Source organism: Candidatus Salinivivens marinus (genome assembly GCF_965655845.1).
Lineage (GTDB): Bacteria > Pseudomonadota > Alphaproteobacteria > Rhodobacterales > Rhodobacteraceae > Salinivivens > Salinivivens marinus.
Map to the genome: position 1 here is coordinate 74,236 of NZ_CBFHHX010000003.1, position 22,907 is coordinate 97,142.

General features: G+C 39.6%; 19 protein-coding genes. 15 read left to right on the forward strand and 4 right to left on the reverse strand.

The genetic code is table 11. The features are described 5' to 3' along the window. Positions 1-52 precede the first annotated feature (52 nt). The 3 genes from metZ to ACTF5Q_RS04070 all read left to right on the forward strand — a co-directional run bounded on the left by metZ (position 53) and on the right by ACTF5Q_RS04070 (position 3,930). On the forward strand, positions 53-1,243 hold the full coding sequence (gene metZ, locus ACTF5Q_RS04060; RefSeq protein WP_438953399.1) for an O-succinylhomoserine sulfhydrylase: 1,191 nt from the start codon (positions 53-55) through the stop codon (positions 1,241-1,243). Between the two features lie 89 nt (positions 1,244-1,332). Beyond that, complete coding sequence (gene folE2 / locus ACTF5Q_RS04065) at positions 1,333-2,430, forward strand: GTP cyclohydrolase FolE2 (protein WP_438953400.1); 1,098 nt, start codon at positions 1,333-1,335, stop codon at positions 2,428-2,430. A 48-nt stretch (positions 2,431-2,478) separates the two neighbouring features. Beyond that, positions 2,479-3,930, forward strand: coding sequence for a TrkH family potassium uptake protein (locus ACTF5Q_RS04070; RefSeq protein WP_438953401.1), 1,452 nt, complete (start codon positions 2,479-2,481; stop codon positions 3,928-3,930). Positions 3,931-3,936: 6 nt separating this feature from the next. Here the strand turns inward: ACTF5Q_RS04070 and ACTF5Q_RS04075 are convergent, their stop codons facing one another. After that, a complete protein-coding gene (locus ACTF5Q_RS04075) occupies positions 3,937-5,709 on the reverse strand; it encodes a trypsin-like peptidase domain-containing protein (RefSeq protein WP_438953402.1) in 1,773 nt (590 codons plus the stop codon). Between the two features lie 172 nt (positions 5,710-5,881). Here ACTF5Q_RS04075 and ACTF5Q_RS04080 point away from each other — a divergent pair, with 172 nt between their 5' ends. The 8 genes from ACTF5Q_RS04080 to glmM all read left to right on the forward strand — a co-directional run bounded on the left by ACTF5Q_RS04080 (position 5,882) and on the right by glmM (position 16,151). Further along, complete coding sequence (locus ACTF5Q_RS04080; RefSeq protein ID WP_438953403.1) at positions 5,882-6,805, forward strand: glycine--tRNA ligase subunit alpha; 924 nt, start codon at positions 5,882-5,884, stop codon at positions 6,803-6,805. After that, the gene (locus tag ACTF5Q_RS04085) at positions 6,802-7,323 is read left to right on the forward strand and encodes a DUF6446 family protein (RefSeq protein ID WP_438953404.1); all 522 of its coding nucleotides are present in this window, start codon (positions 6,802-6,804) and stop codon (positions 7,321-7,323) included. Before ACTF5Q_RS04080 ends, ACTF5Q_RS04085 begins: the two co-directional genes overlap by 4 nt. A 2-nt stretch (positions 7,324-7,325) precedes the next feature. Beyond that, positions 7,326-9,419: a glycine--tRNA ligase subunit beta gene (gene glyS / locus ACTF5Q_RS04090; protein ID WP_438953405.1), complete on the forward strand. Its 2,094-nt coding sequence runs from the start codon at positions 7,326-7,328 to the stop codon at positions 9,417-9,419. 96 nt (positions 9,420-9,515) lie between these two features. Next, the gene (locus ACTF5Q_RS04095) at positions 9,516-12,053 is read left to right on the forward strand and encodes a putative PEP-binding protein (protein WP_438953406.1); all 2,538 of its coding nucleotides are present in this window, start codon (positions 9,516-9,518) and stop codon (positions 12,051-12,053) included. Positions 12,054-12,091: 38 nt separating this feature from the next. Next, positions 12,092-12,727, forward strand: a complete 636-nt coding sequence (locus tag ACTF5Q_RS04100; protein ID WP_438953407.1) for a cell wall hydrolase — start codon at positions 12,092-12,094, stop codon at positions 12,725-12,727. A 102-nt stretch (positions 12,728-12,829) separates the two neighbouring features. After that, entirely contained in the window at positions 12,830-13,771 is a 942-nt protein-coding gene (locus ACTF5Q_RS04105) for a dihydroneopterin aldolase (RefSeq protein WP_438953408.1), read from the forward strand. A gap of 22 nt (positions 13,772-13,793) precedes the next feature. Then, positions 13,794-14,798, forward strand: a complete 1,005-nt coding sequence (gene folP / locus ACTF5Q_RS04110) for a dihydropteroate synthase (RefSeq protein ID WP_438953409.1) — start codon at positions 13,794-13,796, stop codon at positions 14,796-14,798. A 12-nt stretch (positions 14,799-14,810) separates the two neighbouring features. Further along, entirely contained in the window at positions 14,811-16,151 is a 1,341-nt protein-coding gene (gene glmM / locus ACTF5Q_RS04115) for a phosphoglucosamine mutase (RefSeq protein ID WP_438953410.1), read from the forward strand. Here the strand turns inward: glmM and ACTF5Q_RS04120 are convergent. After that, positions 16,146-17,060 carry a DMT family transporter gene (locus tag ACTF5Q_RS04120; protein WP_438953411.1) on the reverse strand — a complete coding sequence of 305 codons (915 nt, stop codon included), beginning with the start codon at positions 17,058-17,060 and terminating at the stop codon, positions 16,146-16,148. The genes glmM and ACTF5Q_RS04120 overlap by 6 nt on opposite strands. A gap of 92 nt (positions 17,061-17,152) precedes the next feature. After that, the gene (ilvC, locus tag ACTF5Q_RS04125; RefSeq protein ID WP_438953412.1) at positions 17,153-18,175 is read right to left on the reverse strand and encodes a ketol-acid reductoisomerase; all 1,023 of its coding nucleotides are present in this window, start codon (positions 18,173-18,175) and stop codon (positions 17,153-17,155) included. 128 nt (positions 18,176-18,303) lie between these two features. On the opposite strand from ilvC, the gene ACTF5Q_RS04130 reads away from it, so the two are divergent. From ACTF5Q_RS04130 to ACTF5Q_RS04140, 3 genes are all read left to right on the forward strand, one after another. Next, positions 18,304-18,759: an Lrp/AsnC family transcriptional regulator gene (locus ACTF5Q_RS04130; RefSeq protein WP_438953413.1), complete on the forward strand. Its 456-nt coding sequence runs from the start codon at positions 18,304-18,306 to the stop codon at positions 18,757-18,759. After that, complete coding sequence (locus ACTF5Q_RS04135; protein WP_438953414.1) at positions 18,756-19,211, forward strand: Lrp/AsnC family transcriptional regulator; 456 nt, start codon at positions 18,756-18,758, stop codon at positions 19,209-19,211. The genes ACTF5Q_RS04130 and ACTF5Q_RS04135 overlap by 4 nt, the downstream gene beginning before the upstream one ends. Positions 19,212-19,317: 106 nt before the next feature. Further along, positions 19,318-20,445 (forward strand): aminotransferase class V-fold PLP-dependent enzyme, encoded by a 1,128-nt coding sequence (locus ACTF5Q_RS04140; RefSeq protein WP_438953415.1) that lies wholly within the window; start codon positions 19,318-19,320, stop codon positions 20,443-20,445. A gap of 14 nt (positions 20,446-20,459) precedes the next feature. Here the strand turns inward: ACTF5Q_RS04140 and ACTF5Q_RS04145 are convergent, their stop codons facing one another. Beyond that, a complete protein-coding gene (locus ACTF5Q_RS04145) occupies positions 20,460-21,674 on the reverse strand; it encodes an FAD-dependent monooxygenase (RefSeq protein WP_438953416.1) in 1,215 nt (404 codons plus the stop codon). Positions 21,675-22,251: 577 nt separating this feature from the next. Between ACTF5Q_RS04145 and ACTF5Q_RS04150 the strand changes: the two genes are divergently transcribed. Further along, positions 22,252-22,887, forward strand: a complete 636-nt coding sequence (locus tag ACTF5Q_RS04150; protein ID WP_438953417.1) for a GntR family transcriptional regulator — start codon at positions 22,252-22,254, stop codon at positions 22,885-22,887. Positions 22,888-22,907: the final 20 nt, after the last annotated feature.

Consider the following 22,907-nt stretch of genomic DNA (forward strand, 5'->3'; position numbering starts at 1 on the left):
TTCTTTCGCTTGGCCGCGAATTGAGGCTTTTATTTTTTAAACAGAGTAAATTATGAAAACTACTTGGAATAAAAGAACCAATCTTGTCCATTCTGGAAATCGACGTAGCCAATTCAATGAAGTCAGTGAAGCAATTTTTTTAACCCAAAGCTTTGTTTATGAAACTGCTGAGGACGCTGAAAAAAGATTTGCATCAGATGTACCAAACGATGATTTTATTTATACTAGGTACGGTAATCCCACTATTGCAATGTTCGAAGATAAAATTGCTGCAATAGAAGGGGCTGAGGCAGCTTTTGCGACTGCATCTGGAATGGCCGCAGTGAATGGAGCATTAATGTCTATGCTTTCTGCAGGTGACCACGTTGTGGCAGCAAGGGCTCTTTTTGGATCATGTTTATACATTTTGGAAAATATTTTACCAAGTTTTGGCGTGAGGGTGACATTTGTTGATGGCACGGATATTAATCAGTGGAAAAAATCGATTTCGCAGGAAACAAAGGTTGTTTTTTTTGAAAGTATATCAAATCCGACGCTTGAAGTAATTGATATTAAAGCAGTAGCGGATATTGCTAAATCTGTGGATGCTTTAACAGTTGTAGATAACGTTTTTACAACTCCAATTTTTTCGAATGCTTTATCTTTAGGTGCAGACGTTGTGGTTTATTCTGCTACCAAACACATTGATGGCCAGGGACGTACTCTCGGGGGTGTCATCTTAGGGTCGGAAGATTATATCCGAAATACAGTTGAGCCATTTATGAAGCACACTGGTGGCTCAATGAGTCCATTTACAGGCTGGGTGTTACTTAAAGGATTAGAAACATTGGATTTAAGGGTGCAAGCCCAATCCGACTCCGCTTTGGAGATAGCAAAATCTTTAATTGGTCACGAAAGCATTTCTTCTGTAAGATACCCCGGTTTGGAAACGCACCCTCAATACGATTTATGTAGGGAGCAAATGGAAAAGGGTGGGACAGTAATTGCTTTCGAGTTGCTAGGTGGCAAAGAGGCAGCCTTCTCTTTAATGAATTCGCTAGAGATAGTGCTTATTTCTAATAATTTAGGGGATGCAAAATCAATTATAACCCATCCTGCGACTACTACCCATCAGCGACTGTCGGCTGATCGGAGACAGCAGCTAGGAATAACGCAAGGGTTGCTCCGATTAAGTGTGGGTTTGGAGGATTCTAAGGATCTCATCAAGGATTTGTCTTCCGCTTTAGGCAATCTTGTCAGATAAAAATACATGTTTAATTGATCTACAAGTTGTTTTTCTTCGTATTTTAGGAATAAAATGTAATAAAATTTACATAAGGACTGGAATACATAATGAATGTTCATGCTTCCAACCATAAAAGTACTGTAGAAACTCCTCAGAGATCCGATAGTCTTGACACACTACGTCAATGGCTCTCCGAGGGTGGTAAGCGGAGGCTTACAGAGGAAGAATTGGTAGCTGTCAAATGTTTATTGCCTAAAAAAGAGGACTATCCAGTTTTTAATACTGAATATCCACATGATTTTGAAGTAAACAAAGACTATGCTTCAAGAATGCCAGACCTACAAAATGGTCCTGCTGCAATGATTAAAGGTTCCCGTCAATCTATACAGCACGTGGGTATTTCTAATTTTAGGCTTCCACTCAAATTTAGGAAAAAAGACGGTGGTGAGCTTACGCTTGAGACTTCCGTGACTGGATCAGTAAGTCTCGATGCGGATAAAAAGGGAATAAATATGTCCCGCATAATGAGAAGTTTCTACAAGTATTCAGAAAGTACTTTTAGTTTTGAGGTTATTGAATCTGCCTTAAATGACTATAGAGAGGATTTAGATACTTTTGATGCAAGAATAATGCTTCGATTATCTTTTCCGCAATCCATCAAGAGCTTGCGGTCAAATCTTCAAGGATTTCAATATTATGATATCAGCGTCGAGGTGGTGGACAAAAAAAACGTAAGGTCGCGTTATATCCATTTAGACTATGTATATAGCTCAACATGCCCATGCTCTCTTGAATTATCTGAACATGCAAGAAAAGAACGAAATCAGCTAGCCACACCTCATTCCCAGAGGTCGGTAGCTAGGATTTCTGTCGAAATCTTAGATACTCACATACTTTGGTTCGAAGATTTAATTGACATTTGTCGAAGTGCAGTGCCTACGGAAACTCAGGTTATGGTTAAAAGAGAAGATGAACAGGCATTCGCAGAAATGAATGCCGCGAATCCAATTTTTGTTGAAGATGCTGTGCGGCTTTTTTGTGAAGCATTAAAAGCAGATGACCGTGTTGGTGATTTCCGTGTTATAGCAAGTCATCAGGAAAGTTTACATAGCCATGATGCAATTTCTATCATATGCGAAGGTCCGACGTTTGATCAGAATACATTTGATCCAAAAATGTTCTCTAGTTTAATTCATGTGGGATAGTTGTAACTGAAGCTTGACAGGAACCATGTCTAAGTTCAAGCGTAGCATATGCGGTTAGATTTACGTCCCATAGGTTATGTCATAGGAATTCTTTTGACGTTGTTAGGCGTCGCAATGCTAGTTCCAATGGCCGTTGATTTTTCAGAGGGCCGGGGATATGTGGGCGTGTTTGCTGAAAGTGCTCTTATAACAATATTAACGGGAAGTTTTCTTGCCATTGCGTGCTCAAACGGAAAGGCTGAAGGCCTTGATATTCAAAAAACTATCCTTCTGACTACGGGTGTTTGGATTGCACTTCCACTATTTGGTTCTATTCCCTTTATTATAGGAAGTACTCAGCTTTCCTTTGTTGATGCTCTTTTCGAAGCTGTCTCGGGCGTCACGACTACTGGATCGACGGTGCTGTCTGGGCTTGAAAGTCTACCAAAAGGTATTCTTTTATGGAGAGGTATTTTGCAGTGGCTTGGTGGAATCGGTATAATAGTGGTTGCCATGGTTTTCCTACCTGAGTTGAGAGTGGGTGGGATGCAAATTTTCAGAGCAGAAGCATTCGATACCATGGGCAAAATTTTACCGCGAGCAACTACTATTTCTTTGCAAATATTTGTAATTTATCTCGGCATTACGATTGCCTGTGCATTATCGTATGTGGCCGTCGGTCTGACAGCTTTTGATGCAATAGTTCATTCCTTTACTACAGTTTCAACTGGCGGCTTCTCAAATTATGATAAAAGTTTTGGCAATTTTTCTGGACCTGCAGAGTACGTTGCCATATTTTTTATGATAATGGCTGCCCTACCTTTTGTTCGGTACGTGCAGCTTGTTAATGGAAATAGCCGGGCAATTTTTACTGACACACAGATCAAGACATTTTTAATAAGTACCTTATCAATTGCTATTTTTGTATTTTTTGTTCTGAACTCACTATTTCCAGGGGATTGGGAAAATTCTCTGCGAAAATCATTATTTAATATAACATCAATTATTTCAGGAACAGGTTATTCAAGTGACAATTATATGAAATGGGGAGGTATGCTCGTTTCTGTGATTTTTTTCATTGGGCTGATTGGAGGGTGTGCTGGGTCAACAACTTGTTCTGTAAAGGTTTTTCGTTATCAGTTAGTAGCTTCCGCTATTCTTTTACAGCTCAGGAAAATTCGCTACCCACATAGAGTTGTAGTTTTGAAGTATGATGGTCGCCCTGTAGCAGAAGATGTTCTCCACTCGGTGATGACTTTTTTTGTTATGTTTTTTTTGAGTCTTGGAGTGCTTGCAATATTGCTGTCATTAACAGGATTAGATCTAATCACGTCGGTTTCCGGAGCGGTGGCAGCCTTGGGCAATATTGGTCCTGGCTTAGGGGATCGAATTGGGCCGTCTTCAAATTTTATGGGCTTAAATGACGCGGCAAAATGGTTGCTAATTATAGGAATGTTAGTTGGACGCCTCGAACTAATGGCGGTTTACATTTTATTCACCAGGAAGTTTTGGAGAAACTAAGAAAATTTAATATTGTTCCCAGCAACTTATCAAAGCTGTTACTCGGTTCGCCATAGAATCAATCTGCCGTAGATCTAGTGGCTCAGCGCGATAAGAGCGCTTTAACTCTGATAAACCAACCTCGCCCAAAAATTTAGTTATTTCTCTTGCTTTTAAAACAATTTGAGCATCTAAATTTATGTAAGATGGCTCTGCTAAATGAAGTCCAATAAAATTCCCTGATAAGTCAAATAAACCGCCGCCACTATCACCTGGATTGACTGGAATCGATACGCGGAATTTTCTTTTATCTCCCCCTAAATCTTCCAATTCCCTTACAGTTCCCTCTGTTAAGGTAGATCTGTTTAATTTTCCCTGATATGGAAAACTTGACAGAGCTACCTGTTCACCAATTTTAGGCATAGTAGTTGTATACTCGATGACGCTCAGTGGTTTTAGAACTTGTTCGGGAGCCAGAAGTACAAGGTCTAAATCTTTATTCTCTGCTGCAATTTTGTACTTATATATCCCATTTACGGTTAAACTGGAGCAATCTGACAGGCCGCTTGATTGCGTTATTATTTTTGCTTCCTCATCAATAAAAAGACCAGATCGTGAGTACTTTGGACGACGTAATTCAAAACCAAGATATTCATTTAAGTTTTGATCCTCATTTGCTCCCCCTCTCTCTCTGAGTGCTCCCGGAATACTTTCAAACTCCAACCTCATTTTTACTAGTAGCCTCTTTGCAATATAATCCTCCTCGATTGGCCACTTTAACCCGAAACCCTTCACCTTATTATTTGAACTTACTGCCGTAAAAAAACTCTCAAACTCGTTATTTTTACCTGACAGCTCAAACGAGTTTTGGAATAATACTTTTTTCCCACCACTTGGAATTATTTCTAAATCTTGCATTGCGGTAAAAAGAATTTTTAAATCATATTCATCACCATGCTGCGATATCAGAAAAACCTTTATTTTTGATTCAGGTTCAGCCTCGTAAGTTATAATTGGTGGATTTATCTTCGCTGGCTTTTTAAAAATTTTCGGCAATGGAATTTTTATTCCAGCCAGAATGTTTTTCTCAACCTTTAAACCATTTGTGTGTAATGGTTTTAAGTACTTTTTTATAAGCTCTGACTGCTGTGAAATTGTTAAAAAGCCTGTTGCTTCATAAGCATTTTTAATTTGCCACTCAGTAATCGCCTTTCTAGTGCCAGGACCGTATTGTCCATCGATCTCAGAATCATAAACACCCTCAGCGAACAAAGCTGATTGAACGGCTTTTTTGTAAAAATCACTTAACTTTGACTCGAAAAATTGTGCTTTTTCGAGCGGTTCTAATTCCTCAAGGCTTGAAAATAATAAATTATTGCTTTGTGAGGGATCCAGAATGTCTTTATTTAAGTCAAAGGTATAATTTTGATCATATTCGGCGCTGCCATTATTAGAAAGTTTTTCAAGATCTGCCATGTCAAAGCTACCCGCTGTCCAAACTTTCTCACCGTAATATTTACCATCTGTCACAAAGCTATCTGGAGAAATGAGTTTAGCATCCAACTTATTGTTTAAGATTTCAAATGCTTTCGCGGTGTCATAAGGCCCCAAGGATACAGCATACCAGCCGTCATCTAACGAAAATATATTAATATTTTCAGTTAAAATTGTTGAGAATCTGCTTGTGGCCTCTTTAGCCCTAACAATGCCCGGCAGTGTTTCGACTTGTATCCAGCGGATTTCATTTGCAGTTACTGCTGAGCCTATAAAAAGGTATAATGTAAGAATTATTCTTATCATAATATTCCCGACCCCAAGTGATTTGGTGTTGTTCCGTGATCTTCCTGTAAAATATCTACAATAAAAAATTTTTGAAATCATTTAAAATCAATAAACTGTTGCCAATTGACCCTAGTAATAGCATTGCATAAGTAGGTCGCAAGCAGGTATATGGAATTACATGGTAAAAATTATGAATGTTTCAAAACCTAAATCGTTCCAAGAAATTGTTTTGAGGTTGCAAAACTACTGGTCAGACAATGGTTGTGCAATTCTTCAGCCCTACGATATGGAGGTTGGTGCAGGGACGTTCCATCCCGCTACTACACTGAGATCACTTGGCGAAAATCATTGGGCTGCTGCTTACGTTCAGCCGTCCAGACGACCAAGCGATGGAAGATATGGCGAAAATCCTAATCGACTGCAACATTATTATCAATTTCAGGTCATAATGAAACCCAGTCCTGAGCATTTTCAAGAACTATATTTGGGGTCCCTTGAAACGATTGGTTTGTCGATGAGTGTTCACGATGTCAGGTTTGTCGAAGATGATTGGGAAAGCCCGACGCTGGGCGCATGGGGGCTTGGATGGGAGGTATGGTGCGACGGTATGGAAGTAAGCCAATTTACCTATTTTCAGCAGGTCGGCGGCCATGATTGCAAACCCGTCTCGGGTGAACTTACCTATGGACTGGAGCGGCTTGCGATGTATGTCTTGGGAGTAAACCACGTTATGGAAATGCCATTCAATTCGCCGGAAGCGCTAGTGCCGTTGAAGTATGGCGATGTTTTTCTGCAAACTGAACAGGAATATGCAAGATGGAACTTTGATGCAGCAAATACTGATATACTTTTTAAAAACTTTGAGGATGCTGAAAAAGAATGTGAACGTATTTTAACTCACGACGAATTGGATCCAAAGACTGGAAAAAAAATAATTATGGTTCATCCTGCTTACGATCTGTGCATAAAGGCGAGCCATTTTTTTAATCTATTAGACGCGCGTGGTGTTATATCCGTTACAGAAAGACAGGCGTATATATCTCGGGTTAGAAATTTGACAAAGAAATGTGCAGATGCATTTGTGCAAACAGCGGCAGGAGGACAAAAAAATTGAACGGAAAAGTAATTGTGGCTTTTCTGGTTTTACCTGCAATTTTAGCAGGTGCAGCCCTGTATTATTTGCAAATTTTTAGCTTCTATGAAGAAGTTATTCCAAATGGAACAACGGACGTTGCAATAGTGGAAAAGAAAACTGAGCTTCCAGAGGTTATTGATTATTCGAATTTTCATGCAATTACCTCTGAAAGTTCGCCCATTCGATACCGTGCTTGTTTTGAAACTTCAGAAGACCTGAATGATCTGCGCAACAGATATTTGGTATATGAAGGTGCAGAACCTAAAATTGCTCCCTATTGGTTTGAGTGCTTTAATGCAGAGGATTTGGGTTTTTCCCTTGCAGATGGCGCGAAAGGTGAGGTGTTTTTGTCAAAGAAAAATATTATGTATGGAGTCGATAGAGTTGTGGCAATTTTAGACAACGGAAAAGGTTACATTTGGCATGAAATAAATGATTGTGGAGATAAGTTATACGATGGTTCTCCAGTTTCCAACGAATGCCCTAAGAGAGATTAATCATGCCAGATTTGTTGATTGAGCTGCTTTCAGAAGAAATCCCAGCAAGAATGCAGGAATTTGCTGCAAATCAGTTAAAGAAGAACATGCTAAGTTTTCTTGCTGATCAAGGCGTTTCTGAAATCGCGGCAACTGCCTATTCCACCCCAAGACGACTTACACTATTTATGAGTGGTTTGCCCGAAAAAGCCCCTGATATCAATGAAGAGCGTAAAGGGCCTAGAATAGATGCGCCTCAGCAGGCTGTGGATGGCTTTCTGAGAAGCGTTGATTTGAATTTAGATCAGTTAGAAGTAAAAAGGGACGGCAATGTAGATAAATATTTTGCATCGATAGAAAAGCCTGGAAAGATCTGTACGCAAATTGTTGCTGAAGCTTTAGAAAAAACAATAAGGTCATTCCCTTGGCCGAAGTCTATGCGATGGGGTGCATCATCACTAAAATGGGTTAGACCTCTTAAAGGAATACTGTGCATTTTTATAAGGAATGATGAGCATCAGTTAATCGAGTTGCAGATAGATGGAATACATTCAGATGTGCGTACTGCCGGCCATAGGTTTATGGCTCCTGACTACTTTAAAGTTAAAGACTTTGAAGATTATAAAAGAAAGTTAAGAGATGCTTATGTAATCCTAGATCACAAGGAACGAGCTGAGATAATTTTAAACGATGCAAATAACTTGGCGTTTGCTCATGGATTAGATCTGATCCATGATGGTGCTTTATTAGAAGAAGTTTCAGGTTTGGTTGAATGGCCCGTTGTACTGTTGGGTGAAGTAGATACTGCATTCTCTGATCTACCGGCTGAAGTGCTCCAAGCGTCTATGAAAGAACATCAGAAGTTTTTTTCGTTAAAGAATTCGAAAACTGGTAAAATTGAAAGATTTATTACAGTTGCTAATATTGAAGCTGCAGACAATGGCGAAACGATTTTAAAGGGAAATCAAAAGGTACTTTATGCTAGATTATCCGATGCAAAATTCTTTTGGGAGAATGACATTCGTTTAATTCAAAAAGACGGTCTTGATGCTTGGCTAGGAAGGCTCGTTAATGTGACATTTCACAATAAACTGGGAAGTCAGGCGGATAAGGTTACGCGTGTTTCTGCTCTAACAAAGATATTGGCAAAGCGACTCTTGTGCGACATAGAAGATGCTGTAAAGAGCGCAAATATCTGCAAGAGTGATTTGGCGTCTGAAATGGTCTATGAATTTCCAGAGCTTCAGGGTGTTATGGGCAGATATTACGCTTTAAGCGCAGGATATTCTCAAGATGTAGCTAAAGTATGCGAAGACCACTATGCTCCTAAGGGGCCAAATGACCCTGTGCCAACGGCTTCAATATCCGTCGCGGTTTCTCTTGCTGATAAATTAGATACATTACTTGGCTTTTGGATTATTGATGAAAAACCTACTAGTTCAAAAGATCCATTTGCACTCAGACGAGCTGCACTTGGGGTCATAAGAATAATTCTTGAAAATGATCTGGAACTCGATTTAGTCGAACTTCTCAATGCTCATTTAGAACATTTATCTAAGTTTGGTAATCATCCAGATGCAGTATCTGATGTGATGAATTTTATTCGTGATAGGTTTAAGATTTATCTCCGGGATAAAAATATCCGTTATGATGTAGTCGATGCATGCTTAGCAGTTGGAAAAGTTGGAAATCTTAAGCTGGTTAAAAAGCGAATTAGTGCACTTACAAACCTTTTAAGTAGTGATGAAGCCGAGGACTTTTTTCAAGGATTTAAACGAGCAAATAATATTTTGGCTAAAGCAGAGCAAAAAGACGGTGTAGAATATTCTTTTGGAGCTGAAATAAAATATATGGAAGTTGATCCTGAAAAGGAATTATTTAATGCCTTGAAGGAACAGCACTCAGTTGTTGAGCAGGCAGTTTTTGAAGAAGCTTTTCAAAAGGCTATTTTAGCTGTTACGGATCTTAGACAACCGATAGATCATTTTTTCGAATGTGTTCAGGTTAATTCTGAGAATGACATTGTTAGGCGGAACCGGCTTAATTTACTCGGCCAAATTCGAGCCACTTGCAATTTAGTAGCTGATCTTAGCAAAATCGAAGGTCAATCTGGTTAGTAGAATATTAATTTATAGGTAAGATTTTTAGTGCAATGCTTGCATAATAATGATTACTTAATTTAACGCCATGCCAATAAATAAGTAGGAAATGAAATGGGACAAGGTGAGTTGGATTACGAGCTAATTACACCGTCAGCCAGAATAGCAACAGCAACACATGGCGGTAGAGCAAAGTGTCTTCAACGATTGCTACGATTAGACCTGCCGGTACCTAAGACAGTTGCAATTTCATTTTCTGGCGTCCACTCAATTGCGGCAGGGAATTTTGAGGACCTTCCAGAAATCTTAAGTAATTTTAATAATAATGATCTACTTTGTGTGCGTCCATCATCAGAAAGTCTAGATTGGGGTGGCCCAAGTGCTATCATGAATATTGGTATGAATAATTTGCGTTATGAAGAGCTAAAACAAAAACTCGGGGCAGATGCTGCATCATCAATCTATATTAATTTCGTGCAGGCCTATTCGCTTCATGTGGCTCGCTTAGATCCAGACATTTTTAATCCAGTTGAAACTCAAAATAGTGCAGCATTGGCTAAGGTATTAGAGATTTATGAAAATGAAACGGAGCATGAATTTCCACAGGATATTACTAAACAGCTTTCGGAAATTCTTAGGTCCATGGCGCGCACTTGGGAAAGTACCACTGCAAGGTTGTTAAGACAGGCAAAAGGGGCACCATTAGATGCTGGTTTGGGTTTGGTTATCCAAGTGATGGCATTCGGCTTAGGAGAAGGGGAGTGTGGCACTGGGACTTTGCAACTTATTGATGAAAACGATGGAAAGCCAAAAATTAAGGGTCGGTATAAGGAGCAATCGCAAATACGACCAGAAAAATCCAGTGTAGGCGCTCTCTATTTAACTAAGGATGATAGAGGCTGGTCGTTGGAAGATAATAATGAAGAAATTTTTAGGCAACTAGTTGAATTTGCTACCATTATGCGATTGAAATTGCGTGAAGAAATGCAAATTGAGTTCAGTATTCAAAATGGTATCTTAAACATTTTAGATGGAGTTAGAACTCCTAGGCGCTCACAGGCTGCTGTGAGAGTTGCTGTGTCACTTGCCGAAGATGGCATTATTTCACGCAATGAAGCTATCATGAGAGTTGAGCCAAGAGCGATAAGTGAACTACTGCATAGGCAAATTGATCCTGATGCTGACCGCGATGTGTTGGGAAGTGGGGTTGCGGCGAGCCCAGGTGCGGCAACTGGCAAAATTGTTTTTTCAGCCGAAGCTGCGCAGTCACACGCATCTAGGGGAATTGACTGTATCTTGGTGCGGAGAGAAACGTCGCCAGAAGACGTGAGGGGAATGCACGCAGCGGTTGGGGTTGTTACAGAAAGAGGTGGAATAACTAGTCACGCAGCAGTAATTGGAAGAGGCATAGGTTTGCCGTGTGTGGTGGGCGTAAAGGATATTCGATTTCAAATTAAGAGGAAAAGTCTAATTTGCAATAACGGCCGTCAATTAAAAGAAGGTGATGAAATAACTATTGACGGAACAAGCGGTGACATATTGTTCGGTTCTCCTAAAATGGTTGAGGCGGCCTTAGATGATGCTTTTCAAACACTTCTTGAGTGGACTGATGAAGTTTCAGACATGACAGTTCGCGCTAATGCTGATACTCCTCAAGATGCTTTAACTGCTAGGAAATTTAATGCTCAGGGGATTGGCCTTTGCAGAACAGAGCACATGTTTTTTGAAAGTGACCGTCTTACTGTGATGCGGGAAATGATCTTTGCGAAATCTGCCGAGGATCGGCGGTTAGTCTTGGAAAGATTGTTGCCCATGCAACGTAAAGATTTTATTGAATTATTTGAAATCATGAAGGATTTACCTGTTTGTATAAGGCTTTTCGATCCGCCACTTCATGAATTCCTTCCCTCCGACAGAGAAGGTATGCATGATTTGGCAGAAGCTTTGGGTTTGCCGCTATCAGACGTCGTAAGAAGAGTCGAAACAATGGGTGAATACAATCCAATGTTAGGTATGCGTGGAGTACGCTTAGGCGTTACAGTGCCAGAAATCTACGAAATGCAAGCCAGGGCAATTTTTGAGGCTATAGTTCAAGTGAGCAAGGAAGGTATTTCAGTGGTTCCAGAAATAATGATACCACTTGTAAGTGCTAAACGCGAAGTAGAACTTGTTAAGAAAAGAGTTGCTTCTGTAGCGTCGCAAGTAGAATTAGAAACATCTGCAGAGGTAAATTATAAACTGGGTGTGATGGTGGAAACCCCACGTGCGGCCCTAAGAGCAAGTGATATTGCTATGAACTCAGAGTTTTTGAGTTTTGGAACAAACGACTTAACACAAATGGCTTATGGCCTTTCGAGAGACGATGCGGGAAAGTTTATGTCTCAATACGTTCAGCAAGGCGTTTTTCAAGAGGATCCTTTTCACATCTTAGACCCTGAGGGTGTTGGAGAGCTTGTGAAATTGGGTGCGGATAGAGCAAGATCTATCAAGCCTAATATTACTCTTTCAATCTGTGGCGAGCATGGAGGTAATCCAGAATCAATAGCTTTCTGTCATCAATTAGGCTTCCATTATGTTTCTTGTTCACCATATCGTGTTCCGGTAGCAAAACTTGCAGCCGCGCAGGTTGCCATTTCAACTCAAATTAGTTAGATCCAGAACCTGAGCAATAATGAAACTTGGTCGCTTAAATGGTATACGCAAATTATAAAAAAATAATTGCAATAGCCGTGATTATTACTTCAACTTCATATTTTTCTTTGGCGAATGGGAACAGCCTTAATACGCTAATTGAAATACAAAAAAGTCATCATGACAGCTTGCCAATTTTCGTAATGGATATGTTAGTAGATCCTTCCATGAGGCGTGTTGAGAATATTGTCGATCAAAGTTATATTGATGGACTACCAAGTTATCACGGTGGTAAAGAATGGAAGTGTCTGGCGGATGCTCTTTATTTTGAAGCAAGAGGTGAATCTGTGATTGGACAATTTGCTGTTGCTGAAGTGATAGTTAATAGGGCTGATAGTAGTAAATTTCCCGATACTGTTTGCGGTGTAGTTAATCAAGGAACAAATAAAAACCGTTATAAATGCCAGTTTACTTACATGTGTGATGGATTGCTAGAGAGTATCGACGATAAAGCTAGCTATGCGAGAGCGGGTAAAATAGCTAAGATGACTTTATGGGATGTAAAAATTAATCTCACAAACGGAGCTCTTTATTATCATGCCAAATCAGTCAATCCTAGTTGGGCGAAGAAGCTAGTAAGAACTGGTATAATAGGCGATCATAAATTTTATTCTGATAACGCATTAGTTAATTAGTTAAATTACATTAAATTTAAATAATAGTTTGACATTACCTAAACTAATCATGGTCTGCGGTTGATATTTGTGCGAAGCTTAAGCAGCTCAAAGGATTAAATAATGACGAATGAAATTAAGTTGGCTTTCAGTCATCCAGTTGAAAGGTCTAGAAGCAATTTTTCTGCTACTGAACTAGACAGAATTTCACTTCGTGATCATATAGTAGAGGTGGAAATTGGTGCATTCCAATCAGAGCGTGGAACTACTCAGAGGATTTGTTTTAACGTTGTTGTTGAGGTAAATCCAGTCCATCAAGTGATAGACGATGATGTAGATAAGATTTTATCTTATGATAAGGTTACTGAGGCTATTTCGGACGAAGTCTTTGCCGAGCGAGTAAATCTTCTTGAAACACTAGCTGAACGTATTGCCGATAGAGTGCTAAATGAGCCCCAAGCTCATCGAGTTTTTGTTAGAATTGAAAAGCTTGATAGAGGTCCGGGTGCTTTAGGAGTGGAAATTGTACGGACCGAAAAAGATTACAATTCTACTACCCGGTCTGCTGCAAACGGCGATGAGGTATCAATTAGACCTCATGTCATATATCTGAGTAATGCAGCCATTAATTCGATTCACTTGGATACATGGATAAATCAGCTTTCCGCTAAAACCCAACCAGTTGTTCTATGTGTTGGCGTTCCTGAAACATCGTTTGAGGCAAAAAATCAGAAACCTGCAATTCTTCGAAGGCTGGATTTACTATCAATTGAGCAGAATGCATGGATATTGGCAGGTAAAAACTCAAAATGTGTCGTAGTTTCAACAAAAACTGAATTGGATTACGCAATAAAGCAGGGCCAAATTTCAGTTTGGGCTCCGTCAAAAATAATTCTGGATGCTAATGATCCTCCGGACGTTGATGCTGATCACTCTTATCAGTTGGCTTATTGGCTTATGAACTACCTTAACGGAGAGAAGTTAAGTGTTATCGGGGTGGAGCCTGTGCTCTATAATAAAGACAGGCTCACCGTTATATTGCCGTTGAAAGAAAATATTTTCTGAATAGATGTAACAGACATTAAAAATGACAGAATATTTCCGTCCGATACTCAACACTGATCTTTCCATTCCAGATAATGCACAAGTCATGCAAGGTACGCATTTTTGGTTTACCCATGCGGAAAAGCTAGCAAGAAATACAGAGCCTCAGATAGTTTTGGCGAAAAATATTCCTGATAATATCTTGCAGAATATTACTAACGAGAGAGTGAATATTTGTAGACTTTCTTTTGATGTTCCTAGGGTTATGGGTATATTAAATGTCACGCCAGACAGTTTTTCCGATGGTGGAAAGTACTCTTCTGTTGAAACAGCCGAAGAGCATTTAAAATCTATGATTTCCGATGGAGCAGATATAATTGATATAGGCGGGGAAAGTACTCGGCCCGGTGCTGTTGAGGTTGAAATTTCAGAGGAAATATCGAGGGTAATACCGATCATTGATAAGATGGCAAAAAAAATTCCAGTGCCAATTTCGGTAGATACTCGAAAATCTGAAGTCGCAGGGTTGGCTGTGTCCAATGGTGCAGTGCTCGTAAATGATGTTTCTGGATTAACATTTGATTCTAAAATGAGTGAACTCTGCGTAAAGCAAAATATTCCGGTATGTATTATGCATTCGCAAGGTCTTCCAGAAACAATGCAAGCTAAGCCAACATATCAAGATGTATGTTTGGATATTTATGACTTTCTAAGTGAGCAAATTGAAAAGCTTGTAAAATCAGGCATGCAAAGAAAAAATATAATAGTTGATCCGGGAATAGGGTTTGGAAAAACTTTAAAGCACAACGTCGATTTATTGCGACGGATAAGTCTGTTCCATGGATTGGGTGTGCCAATACTTATTGGTGTTTCGAGGAAAAAGTTTATAAAAACTATTGCTGAACTTGAAGAAAATGAAGACAGATTGTCAGGCTCGGTATCTGTTGCCTTGTTTGCTAGGTCCCAGGGCGTGCAAATTTTCAGGGTACATGATGTAAAAGAGACTGTTCAGGCTATGAAACTATGGCATAGTATACACTCAGAGTAACTAGGAGATTCAATGTCTCGTAAATTTTTTGGTACAGATGGAGTTCGTGGTAGGGCTAATTCCTATCCCATGACTGCAGACTTCTGTCTGAAACTTGGAGCAGCAGCTGGGTCATACTTTCGGCGAGCAAATAAAAAGTCTCATCGTGTTGTTATTGGTAAAGATACACGCCTGTCCGGCTATATGTTTGAAAATGCGTTAACAGCTGGTCTGACCTCGTCTGGCATGAATGTTTTACTACTTGGCCCAGTTCCCACACCTGCGGTAGGGCTTTTAACAAATTCTATGAGAGCTGATTTGGGCATTATGATATCTGCTAGCCATAATGAACATAGTGATAACGGTATAAAATTCTTTGGTCCTGATGGTTATAAATTGTCAGACAGCGTGGAACTTGAAATTGAGGCGTTAGTTTCCAAAGGAATAGTTTATGTGTCCCCAGAGGATATTGGAAGAGCAAAGCGAATTGATGATGGCCGGTATAGATATATAGAAAGAGTCAAATCTAGTTTTCCAAATCAAATGAGATTAGACGGTCTAAAAGTGGTAATAGATTGCGCTAATGGAGCTGGGTATAAAGCGGCGCCAGAAGTTTTATGGGAACTCGGCGCAGAAGTCATACCCGTTGGTGTTTCACCGGACGGCAGAAATATTAATTTAGAATGTGGCTCAACTAGTCCAACAGTAGCAGCTGAAACAGTTGTTGCTCATGGCGCTGATGTGGCAATTTGTTTGGATGGGGATGCAGACCGCGTATTAATAATTGATGAGTATGGGAGACCCATTGATGGTGATCAGTTTTTGGGCATGATCGGCTCTCGGTGGTTCAAGAACGGTAATTTGGTGGAGAATACTTTGGTATCGACAGTTATGTCGAATATGAGGTTAGAGGCTTTTCTGAAGCAAGAGGGAATAAAACTAGTGCGAACTTTTGTTGGAGACAGATATGTAGTAGAGCGCATGAGGCTAAATGGTTTTAATTTGGGGGGAGAAAAGTCAGGACACGTAGTTATGATGGACTACTCAACTACTGGTGATGGACTAATGGCAGGATTGCAATTTCTAGCAGAAATGGTTCGGACAGGTGAGGTGGCTAGTGTGGTCGGGCGTCCATTTGATCTCGCTCCGCAGAAGACAGAAAATATAACTTATGCGGGTGATAAGAATCCCTTAGATCACCCATCTATCAAGAAAATAATTTCAGAGTCCGAAAAAAAGATTTCAGGATTTGGTCGTTTATTGGTGAGAAAATCGGGAACGGAAAAACTAATAAGAATAATGGTTGAGGCTGAAGATGCCTCAGTTATAGACGCTACAATGTCGCCAGTAGTCGCAGCGATTAAAGAATTATAAACTATTTATTTTTATAACCTTTTTTATTTCTGACGTTTGACTTATCGCAAGTCCGATCAATATCAACGCTAACGCAATGATCATTGAAATTTTAAAAGGTTCGTTGAGTAATATAATGCTAAAAAATACAGACCAAAGTGGGACCTGAAAATTTGTAAGGGTCATAAATATGGGACCAGCAGTTCGAATTATTATAATTCTTAAAAAAGTTGCTGCCGCTGTCGGGAAAAGACCCAAAATAAGCAAGTAAGTTAGTGTTTGCTCAGATACGGATGGTGGACCTCCCTCTATCAACCATGCAGATGGTATGACAAACATTGCACCGGAGGTTAAAGAAACTGCCGCCAGTCCAATTGGATCTATTGCGGGTAAGCGCTTAGTGAGTACGGCACTAGTTGCATAGCAAAAGGTGGCAAATAAACAAGCTAGCCTACCGTAAGCTTCTTTTGTCTCATTTGAAGTTAAAAAAACTTCAGGTCCCAAAAGGATAACTACCCCAAAGAATCCAAAGAACATTCCTAAGATTGTGAAAGTTGTAATTTTTTCACTCACGACAAAAAAATATGAAAGTGGTAAGATTAATAATGCAACAGAAGCCATTGAAATACCCGCAAAAGCGGAGGTTACATATTGCTGACCCCAGCTGAGAGCAATAAATGGAGCCGCGGTTGCAAAAACACCCGAAAATATAAGGGTGGGCCAGTCTTTTGCCTGAGTTAGGAATAGTTGCCTAGATGAGAAAAGCCATATGATATTTGTAATCACAGCTGCTATCGATATCCGGGCTGCTGCAAGCCAAAATGGAGTGATACCATCTAGAGCCAATTCTATAATCATGAATGTGCTGCCCCATATTAACCCAAGAACTGTTAATAAGAGCCAGCTTTGTTTAGTTATGTTATTTTCCATTTAACTATCGCTATAAAACGATAACGTTCGGTTTGATCTCATGATAGATAAAAGGCAGCAATTATTCTTTAGCTGCCTTTTGTAAATCAACCTTAATTTCGATCTTTATCAACCATTTTGCCTGCTGATATCCATGGCATCATACCTCTTAACTTTTCACCGACTTTTTCTATTTCGTGATCATCATTTAAACGCCGTGTTCCCTTAAAGTAGGGCTGTCCAACTGCATTTTCTTGCATGAAGTCTCTTACAAATTTTCCAGTTTGAATATCTTTCAACACAGCTTTCATCTTCGCTTTTGTTTCATCATATGGCAGTATTCGAGGCCCAGAAACATACTCACCATATTCTGCGGTGTTAGATATTGAATAATTCATGTTGGCAATTCCACCTTCATAAATTAGGTCAACGATTAACTTTACTTCATGAAGACACTCGAAATAAGCCATCTCTGGTGCATATCCGGCCTCCACCAAAGTTTCAAAACCCATTCTGATTAATTCTACCAAGCCGCCACATAGAACCGCTTGTTCTCCAAATAGATCGGTTTCACATTCTTCGCGAAAATTTGTTTCAATTATACCTGATCGCCCGCCTCCAATAGCAGAGCAATAGGAAAGGCCAATCTCTAATGCTTTTCCACTGGCGTCATTATCTACAGCAACAAGACACGGTACGCCTCCTCCCTTGGTATATTCCCCTCTAACGGTATGCCCTGGCCCCTTAGGCGCCATCATAATGACGTCAACGCCATCTTTGGGTTCAATTAAGCCAAAATGAACGTTTAACCCATGCGCAAAGGCTATTGCAGCGCCCTCTTTTATATTGTCGTGCACGTAAAGTTTGTAAGTTTGAGCTTGCAACTCATCTGGCATGGTAAACATAAGTAAATCGCACCAAGCAGCAGCCTCGGCTATTTCCATCACCTGAAGACCCTCACCTTGTGCTTTTTTTGCGGACGGTGAGCCCTCACGCAGAGCGACTACTAAATTTTTGGCTCCACTGTCTCTTAAATTCAAAGCATGTGCATGCCCTTGAGATCCATATCCCAAAATGGCTACTTTCTTTTCCTTAATTAGATTAACGTCACAATCTCTATCGTAATAAACTCTCATAATTTCCTCGCAAAGTACAATTGAATTATTGAATATACATTTAAATTCGAATATTGTTTTCTTTTTTGTAATTTGTTATATTATTTTAAATATTTTAATAAAAGCATATAGAGATAAATGCAAAAGTTATGCTTAAAGACTTAGATGCTCGAATTTTGAGAATTTACCAATCAGACCCCGATATTCAGATGGCGCAGCTTGCGTCAAAAGCGGGCACAACGCCGGCAGTCTTGTCTCGAAGATTGGCTCGATTAAGACAAAATGGTCAAATTGTTGCAAAGGAGGCTATAATCAACTGGCAAATATTAGGTTATAAAGTTGAAGTATCCTTACGCATAACATTAGATAAAACTCATCACTCTGCTTTCGATAATTTTATGTCTGAGGCTCGCAAGATTGAAGAGGTAATTGAAATTCAAACTTTTCTAGGCAAGGTGGATGTCAGGTTACTTTTAATTGCAAAAGATATGGATGATTACCAAAAAGTTTATAGAGAAAGAATTCTTCGTTTACCTCATCTATTGGAAATTGAGCCGTTGATGCACATTGCTCGTGTGCAAAATAAAGAGGTTTTACCGATTTGACGGAACTTGATGAAATAGATTTGCAGCTCCTCAAGGAACTTCAAAGAGATTGTAGTAGGTCGGCAGGTTCTTTTGTGGATCAAGTTGGTTTATCACAACCAGCCATCTGGCGCCGTATTAAACGGTTTTACAATGAGGGGATTATTTCTGGTAGTCGTATAGTATTGGATAGCGAAAAAGTAGGTTTTAGTGTCACTGTCTTTTTGGGCATAAAATTAGCCAGAAAAGGCCAAATTCGATTAGAAGATTTCGAACGAGCAGTTACAGCCATACCGGAGGTACAAACTGTTGAACATGTTTTAGGAGTTTATGATTACAGAATAAGAATTATAGCGCGAGATATTACTGATTTTGAGCGAATTTTAAGACGCAGGATTATGACACTTCCTGGAGCTGGTGAGATTGAAGCAAATGTTCTGCTGAGTGAAGAGAAACGGCAGGGCCCGGTGTGATTATTTTTTGCATTGAAAAGTAAAATTTAAAAAATTTATACTCAACTGATTGATTTTGAATACAGTTGTTTTATTATCAAAATTAGAGATTTTATAGGGGACAAAAATGGGCGCTTTACTTGATAATATTGATCCTAATGGTTTGGAAGAATTTTCCGTAGTTTTCACGGACAGATCGCTTAATCATATGTCGTCCTCATTTCAGCAAGTTATGAATGATATTTCAGGGATGCTTAAGGAAGTTTATAGCTCTGATGCTGTAGTTATTGTTCCTGGTGGTGGTACTTTTGGAATGGAAGCAGTAGCACGCCAGTTTGGTCGCGATGCAAAAGTTTTAGTGGCCAGAAACGGGTGGTTTTCATATCGCTGGAGCCAGATCTTCGAAAGCAATGGCCTTGCTCAGTCGGTGGAGGTTATGAAAGCGAGGAGAGAGAAAAATTCTGAGCAGGCACCCTTCCATCCAGTTCCAATAGATGAATTGGTTTCAAAGATAAGGTCTTATTCCCCTGACATCGTCTTTGCCCCGCATGTAGAGACGTCAGCTGGAATAATTTTACCCGATAGTTATATTAAGAAAATGGCAGAAGCAGCCCATGAAGTTGGAGCAATTATGGTTCTCGACTGTATTGCATCAGGTTGCGCTTGGATAGATATGAACGAGCTAGGTGTGGATGTTCTAATTTCTGCCCCACAAAAAGGTTGGTCTGCATCACCGTCGGCAGGTTTAGTCATGCTATCAACCTTAGCGATTGAACGCATGGAAACATCTAACTCCGACAGCTTTGCGATCGATTTGAAGAAGTGGCACTCGATAATGCAAGCCTACGAGAGCGGTGGTCATGCTTACCATACTACGATGCCGACTGATGCGTTGAGGGCTTTTAGAGACACTATGCTAGAAACAAAGGAATATGGTTTCGATAGATTACACGATGCACAGTGGGATTTAGGCAATAAAGTCAGAGGTATGCTTAAAGATAAAGGCGTAAATTCCGTAGCGCCTGAGGGTTTTGGTGCTCCTGGTGTTGTTGTGAGCTATACACAAGACCCTTCTATACAAAATGGTTCTAAATTTACCAATTTAGGTATGCAAATCGCTGCGGGCGTTCCATTAGCCTGTGATGAACCCCAAAATTTTATGACTTTCAGGTTAGGTTTGTTTGGGCTTGATAAACTTTATGATGTCAGTGGGACCGTTGATCGGTTACGACGTGTGATAGATCAAGTTCTTTAGATTTTTTTTCGCTATTAATTGGGCCCCTTAAGACCGAGCCCTAATTGCATAAGTCTGTAACGTACCTTAGGAGATGAGTGTAAGAAATTTATCCCTAGCGTCCGAGACTTTTGAGCGACAGATATCGAGCTTTTAGATACTTCATTTAATGCGTTTATTCCCAAAACTCGTGTTTTGATATCGAGATTTCGTGACTGTTCATATTTCGACAAAATTTCATTGATGTTACTTAGTCTAGAAGGGCTTTTTGCCAACTCATGTAACGATTTTATATCGGCTAGGCTCATATTTAATCCTTGAGCACCAATAGGTGGCAAAACATGGGCGGCCTCCGCTATTAAGGCTGTTCTTTTTGCTGTTAGTTGCTTTGCTAGTTGTGAAATGATTGGCCAATCAGAGATCTCACTTATTACTCTGAGTTTTCCCAAGTGCATACACGAGCGATTATTTGCCTCTTCCTCAAATTCCTTAGTTTTGAGTGTCAAAAGTCGTTTAACATTTTTGTTGCTTTCCATCCATACTACAGAAGAGCAAGGTTTTCCTTCAAAGTCTGCCAGCGGTACAAAAGTAAATGGACCTCCCGATCGATGTATTTCAATCGATGCATTTTTATGGGGTCTCTCATGAGTGACAATAAAAGTTAAGGCTTTTTGGGGAAACTCTCTTTTTGAAATTTTAATTTGAGATTTGTCCCGAACCAGAGAGTCTCTTCCATCTGCACCAATAATAAGTTTAGATTTTATTTGACTTCCGTCGTTGAGATATACATATGCTGCGTCGTCACGTCGTATAATTGATGAAGTAGTTAAGCCAAATTTTAACTCAAGATTGCTATATTCCATGGCATTTTCAAGCAGAGTTCGTCGCAGCAGCCAATTGGGTATATTCCAACCAAAAGGCAGGTCGGAAATCTCGGATGCTAAAAAGTCTTTTGCTGTCGTTTCTCGTGGAGGCCAATTGTCACCCGCTGAGTCAATAATACGCATAATTTCCATTGGGATAGCGAAATGCTCAAGTTTTTCCCACAAACCTAGTGAGGCCATGAAAGTTTTTGCGGGCTGCAAGAATGCAGTTGTTCGGAGATCTGCACCATCTTCGTTTGATTGAGTTACTGGCTTTTTGGGGTCCGCACAAAATACAGAGTAGCCCAGAGATGCAAAAGATAAAGAGGCGAGTAAACCGGCCGGCCCAGCTCCAGATATAAAGATATCTATGTTTCTATTTCTCAATCATTAACCTCATGGTACGTTTGAAAAGCATTTGGCTCGATTTATTATATTTTTATTTTTTGAATGAGGAATGCAACCAAATATTCTTTTAGTTTCTTCGTTGTTAAACGCACTTTATCGATGTGTTAGGCAAAAATATTTTCCTGTAAAATGTGATAATTTGTCACTACCACTTCTTAACACGACATTTAATACTTTATAACGAAATTTAAAGGTTCATATATGGATCTTTACAATCAAAAAAAACCTATAAATTTGGTTTAACTTTGGGCAATGCGCCTGTTCTTTGATATTTCATTGGAGAGTAGGGAAGATAAAGTTTTGCAGCATTGTGATATTATGTATAGTTGGGCCAAACTAATACCTATTTCCGATAGATTAGATGCATTCTGATCGAATTTTTTAAAATTATTTAAATAATAAACTGACTGCGACGTAAGAAATGGTTTAAGCTAAAATGATAGCGGCTATCGATTTTATGTTTCCAAAGTAATTTTCTAGTTGCTATTTTAGATAATTGTACTTAACTTTTTATTTCTACTTAAGTTTATCGTAAAATATCAAGTTACTATTTTAGATGTACAAACACACAAATAAAGATGCTTACGCTTTAATTCTAGAGTCGATTGATACTGGAGTATTCAAACCCGGAGATCGTTTAGTTGAAATTGATTTAGCTGATAAATTTGGGGTATCTAGAACCCCGATTAGAGAGGCACTACAAAAATTAGAAACGCAATCTCTTTTGGAAAGAGATGGGCGAAGTTTAATTGTTTCATCGCTTGATCATAACCAAATGGCAGAATTATATGTTGTTCGTGCGGAATTAGAAGGTTTGGCTGCGAAATTAGCAGCTAAACACGCCACGGATGAGGAGAAAAGAGTTCTACAAGATATGGTTGACAACGATCGAACGTTAATGGGAGATCCAACTGCACTTGCGAGGGCAAATCGTAGATTTCATAAGCAAATTCATCTAGCTTCTCATAATCGCTACTTGGTACAGCAACTGGATTTGGTTCACAGGTCTATGGCATTAATGGCAACTACGTCTCTGGCTGTTGATGGTCGGGGGGAGATTGCTATGGCTGAACACCAAGCCATTGTTGATGCAATAATTGCCGGTAAAGCTCAAGATGCGTATAATTGTTTAAGGGATCATATATCTGTCGCTTACGTCACTAGATTGAAGCAAGAACTCAGAGAAGAGTAAAACAAGCTTGAGATAAAAAT

Excerpts from the sequence above, each read along its gene's own strand:
- metZ (WP_438953399.1), top strand. The coding sequence starts at position 53 with ATGAAAACTACTTGGAATAAAAGAACCAATCTTGTCCATTCTGGAAAT.
- folE2 (WP_438953400.1), top strand. The coding sequence starts at position 1,333 with ATGAATGTTCATGCTTCCAACCATAAAAGTACTGTAGAAACTCCTCAG.
- ACTF5Q_RS04070 (WP_438953401.1), top strand. The coding sequence starts at position 2,479 with ATGCGGTTAGATTTACGTCCCATAGGTTATGTCATAGGAATTCTTTTG.
- ACTF5Q_RS04075 (WP_438953402.1), bottom strand. The coding sequence starts at position 5,709 with ATGATAAGAATAATTCTTACATTATACCTTTTTATAGGCTCAGCAGTA.
- ACTF5Q_RS04080 (WP_438953403.1), top strand. The coding sequence starts at position 5,882 with ATGAATGTTTCAAAACCTAAATCGTTCCAAGAAATTGTTTTGAGGTTG.
- glyS (WP_438953405.1), top strand. The coding sequence starts at position 7,326 with ATGCCAGATTTGTTGATTGAGCTGCTTTCAGAAGAAATCCCAGCAAGA.
- ACTF5Q_RS04095 (WP_438953406.1), top strand. The coding sequence starts at position 9,516 with ATGGGACAAGGTGAGTTGGATTACGAGCTAATTACACCGTCAGCCAGA.
- ACTF5Q_RS04100 (WP_438953407.1), top strand. The coding sequence starts at position 12,092 with ATGGTATACGCAAATTATAAAAAAATAATTGCAATAGCCGTGATTATT.
- ACTF5Q_RS04105 (WP_438953408.1), top strand. The coding sequence starts at position 12,830 with ATGACGAATGAAATTAAGTTGGCTTTCAGTCATCCAGTTGAAAGGTCT.
- folP (WP_438953409.1), top strand. The coding sequence starts at position 13,794 with ATGACAGAATATTTCCGTCCGATACTCAACACTGATCTTTCCATTCCA.
- glmM (WP_438953410.1), top strand. The coding sequence starts at position 14,811 with ATGTCTCGTAAATTTTTTGGTACAGATGGAGTTCGTGGTAGGGCTAAT.
- ACTF5Q_RS04120 (WP_438953411.1), bottom strand. The coding sequence starts at position 17,060 with ATGGAAAATAACATAACTAAACAAAGCTGGCTCTTATTAACAGTTCTT.
- ilvC (WP_438953412.1), bottom strand. The coding sequence starts at position 18,175 with ATGAGAGTTTATTACGATAGAGATTGTGACGTTAATCTAATTAAGGAA.
- ACTF5Q_RS04130 (WP_438953413.1), top strand. The coding sequence starts at position 18,304 with ATGCTTAAAGACTTAGATGCTCGAATTTTGAGAATTTACCAATCAGAC.
- ACTF5Q_RS04140 (WP_438953415.1), top strand. The coding sequence starts at position 19,318 with ATGGGCGCTTTACTTGATAATATTGATCCTAATGGTTTGGAAGAATTT.
- ACTF5Q_RS04150 (WP_438953417.1), top strand. The coding sequence starts at position 22,252 with ATGTACAAACACACAAATAAAGATGCTTACGCTTTAATTCTAGAGTCG.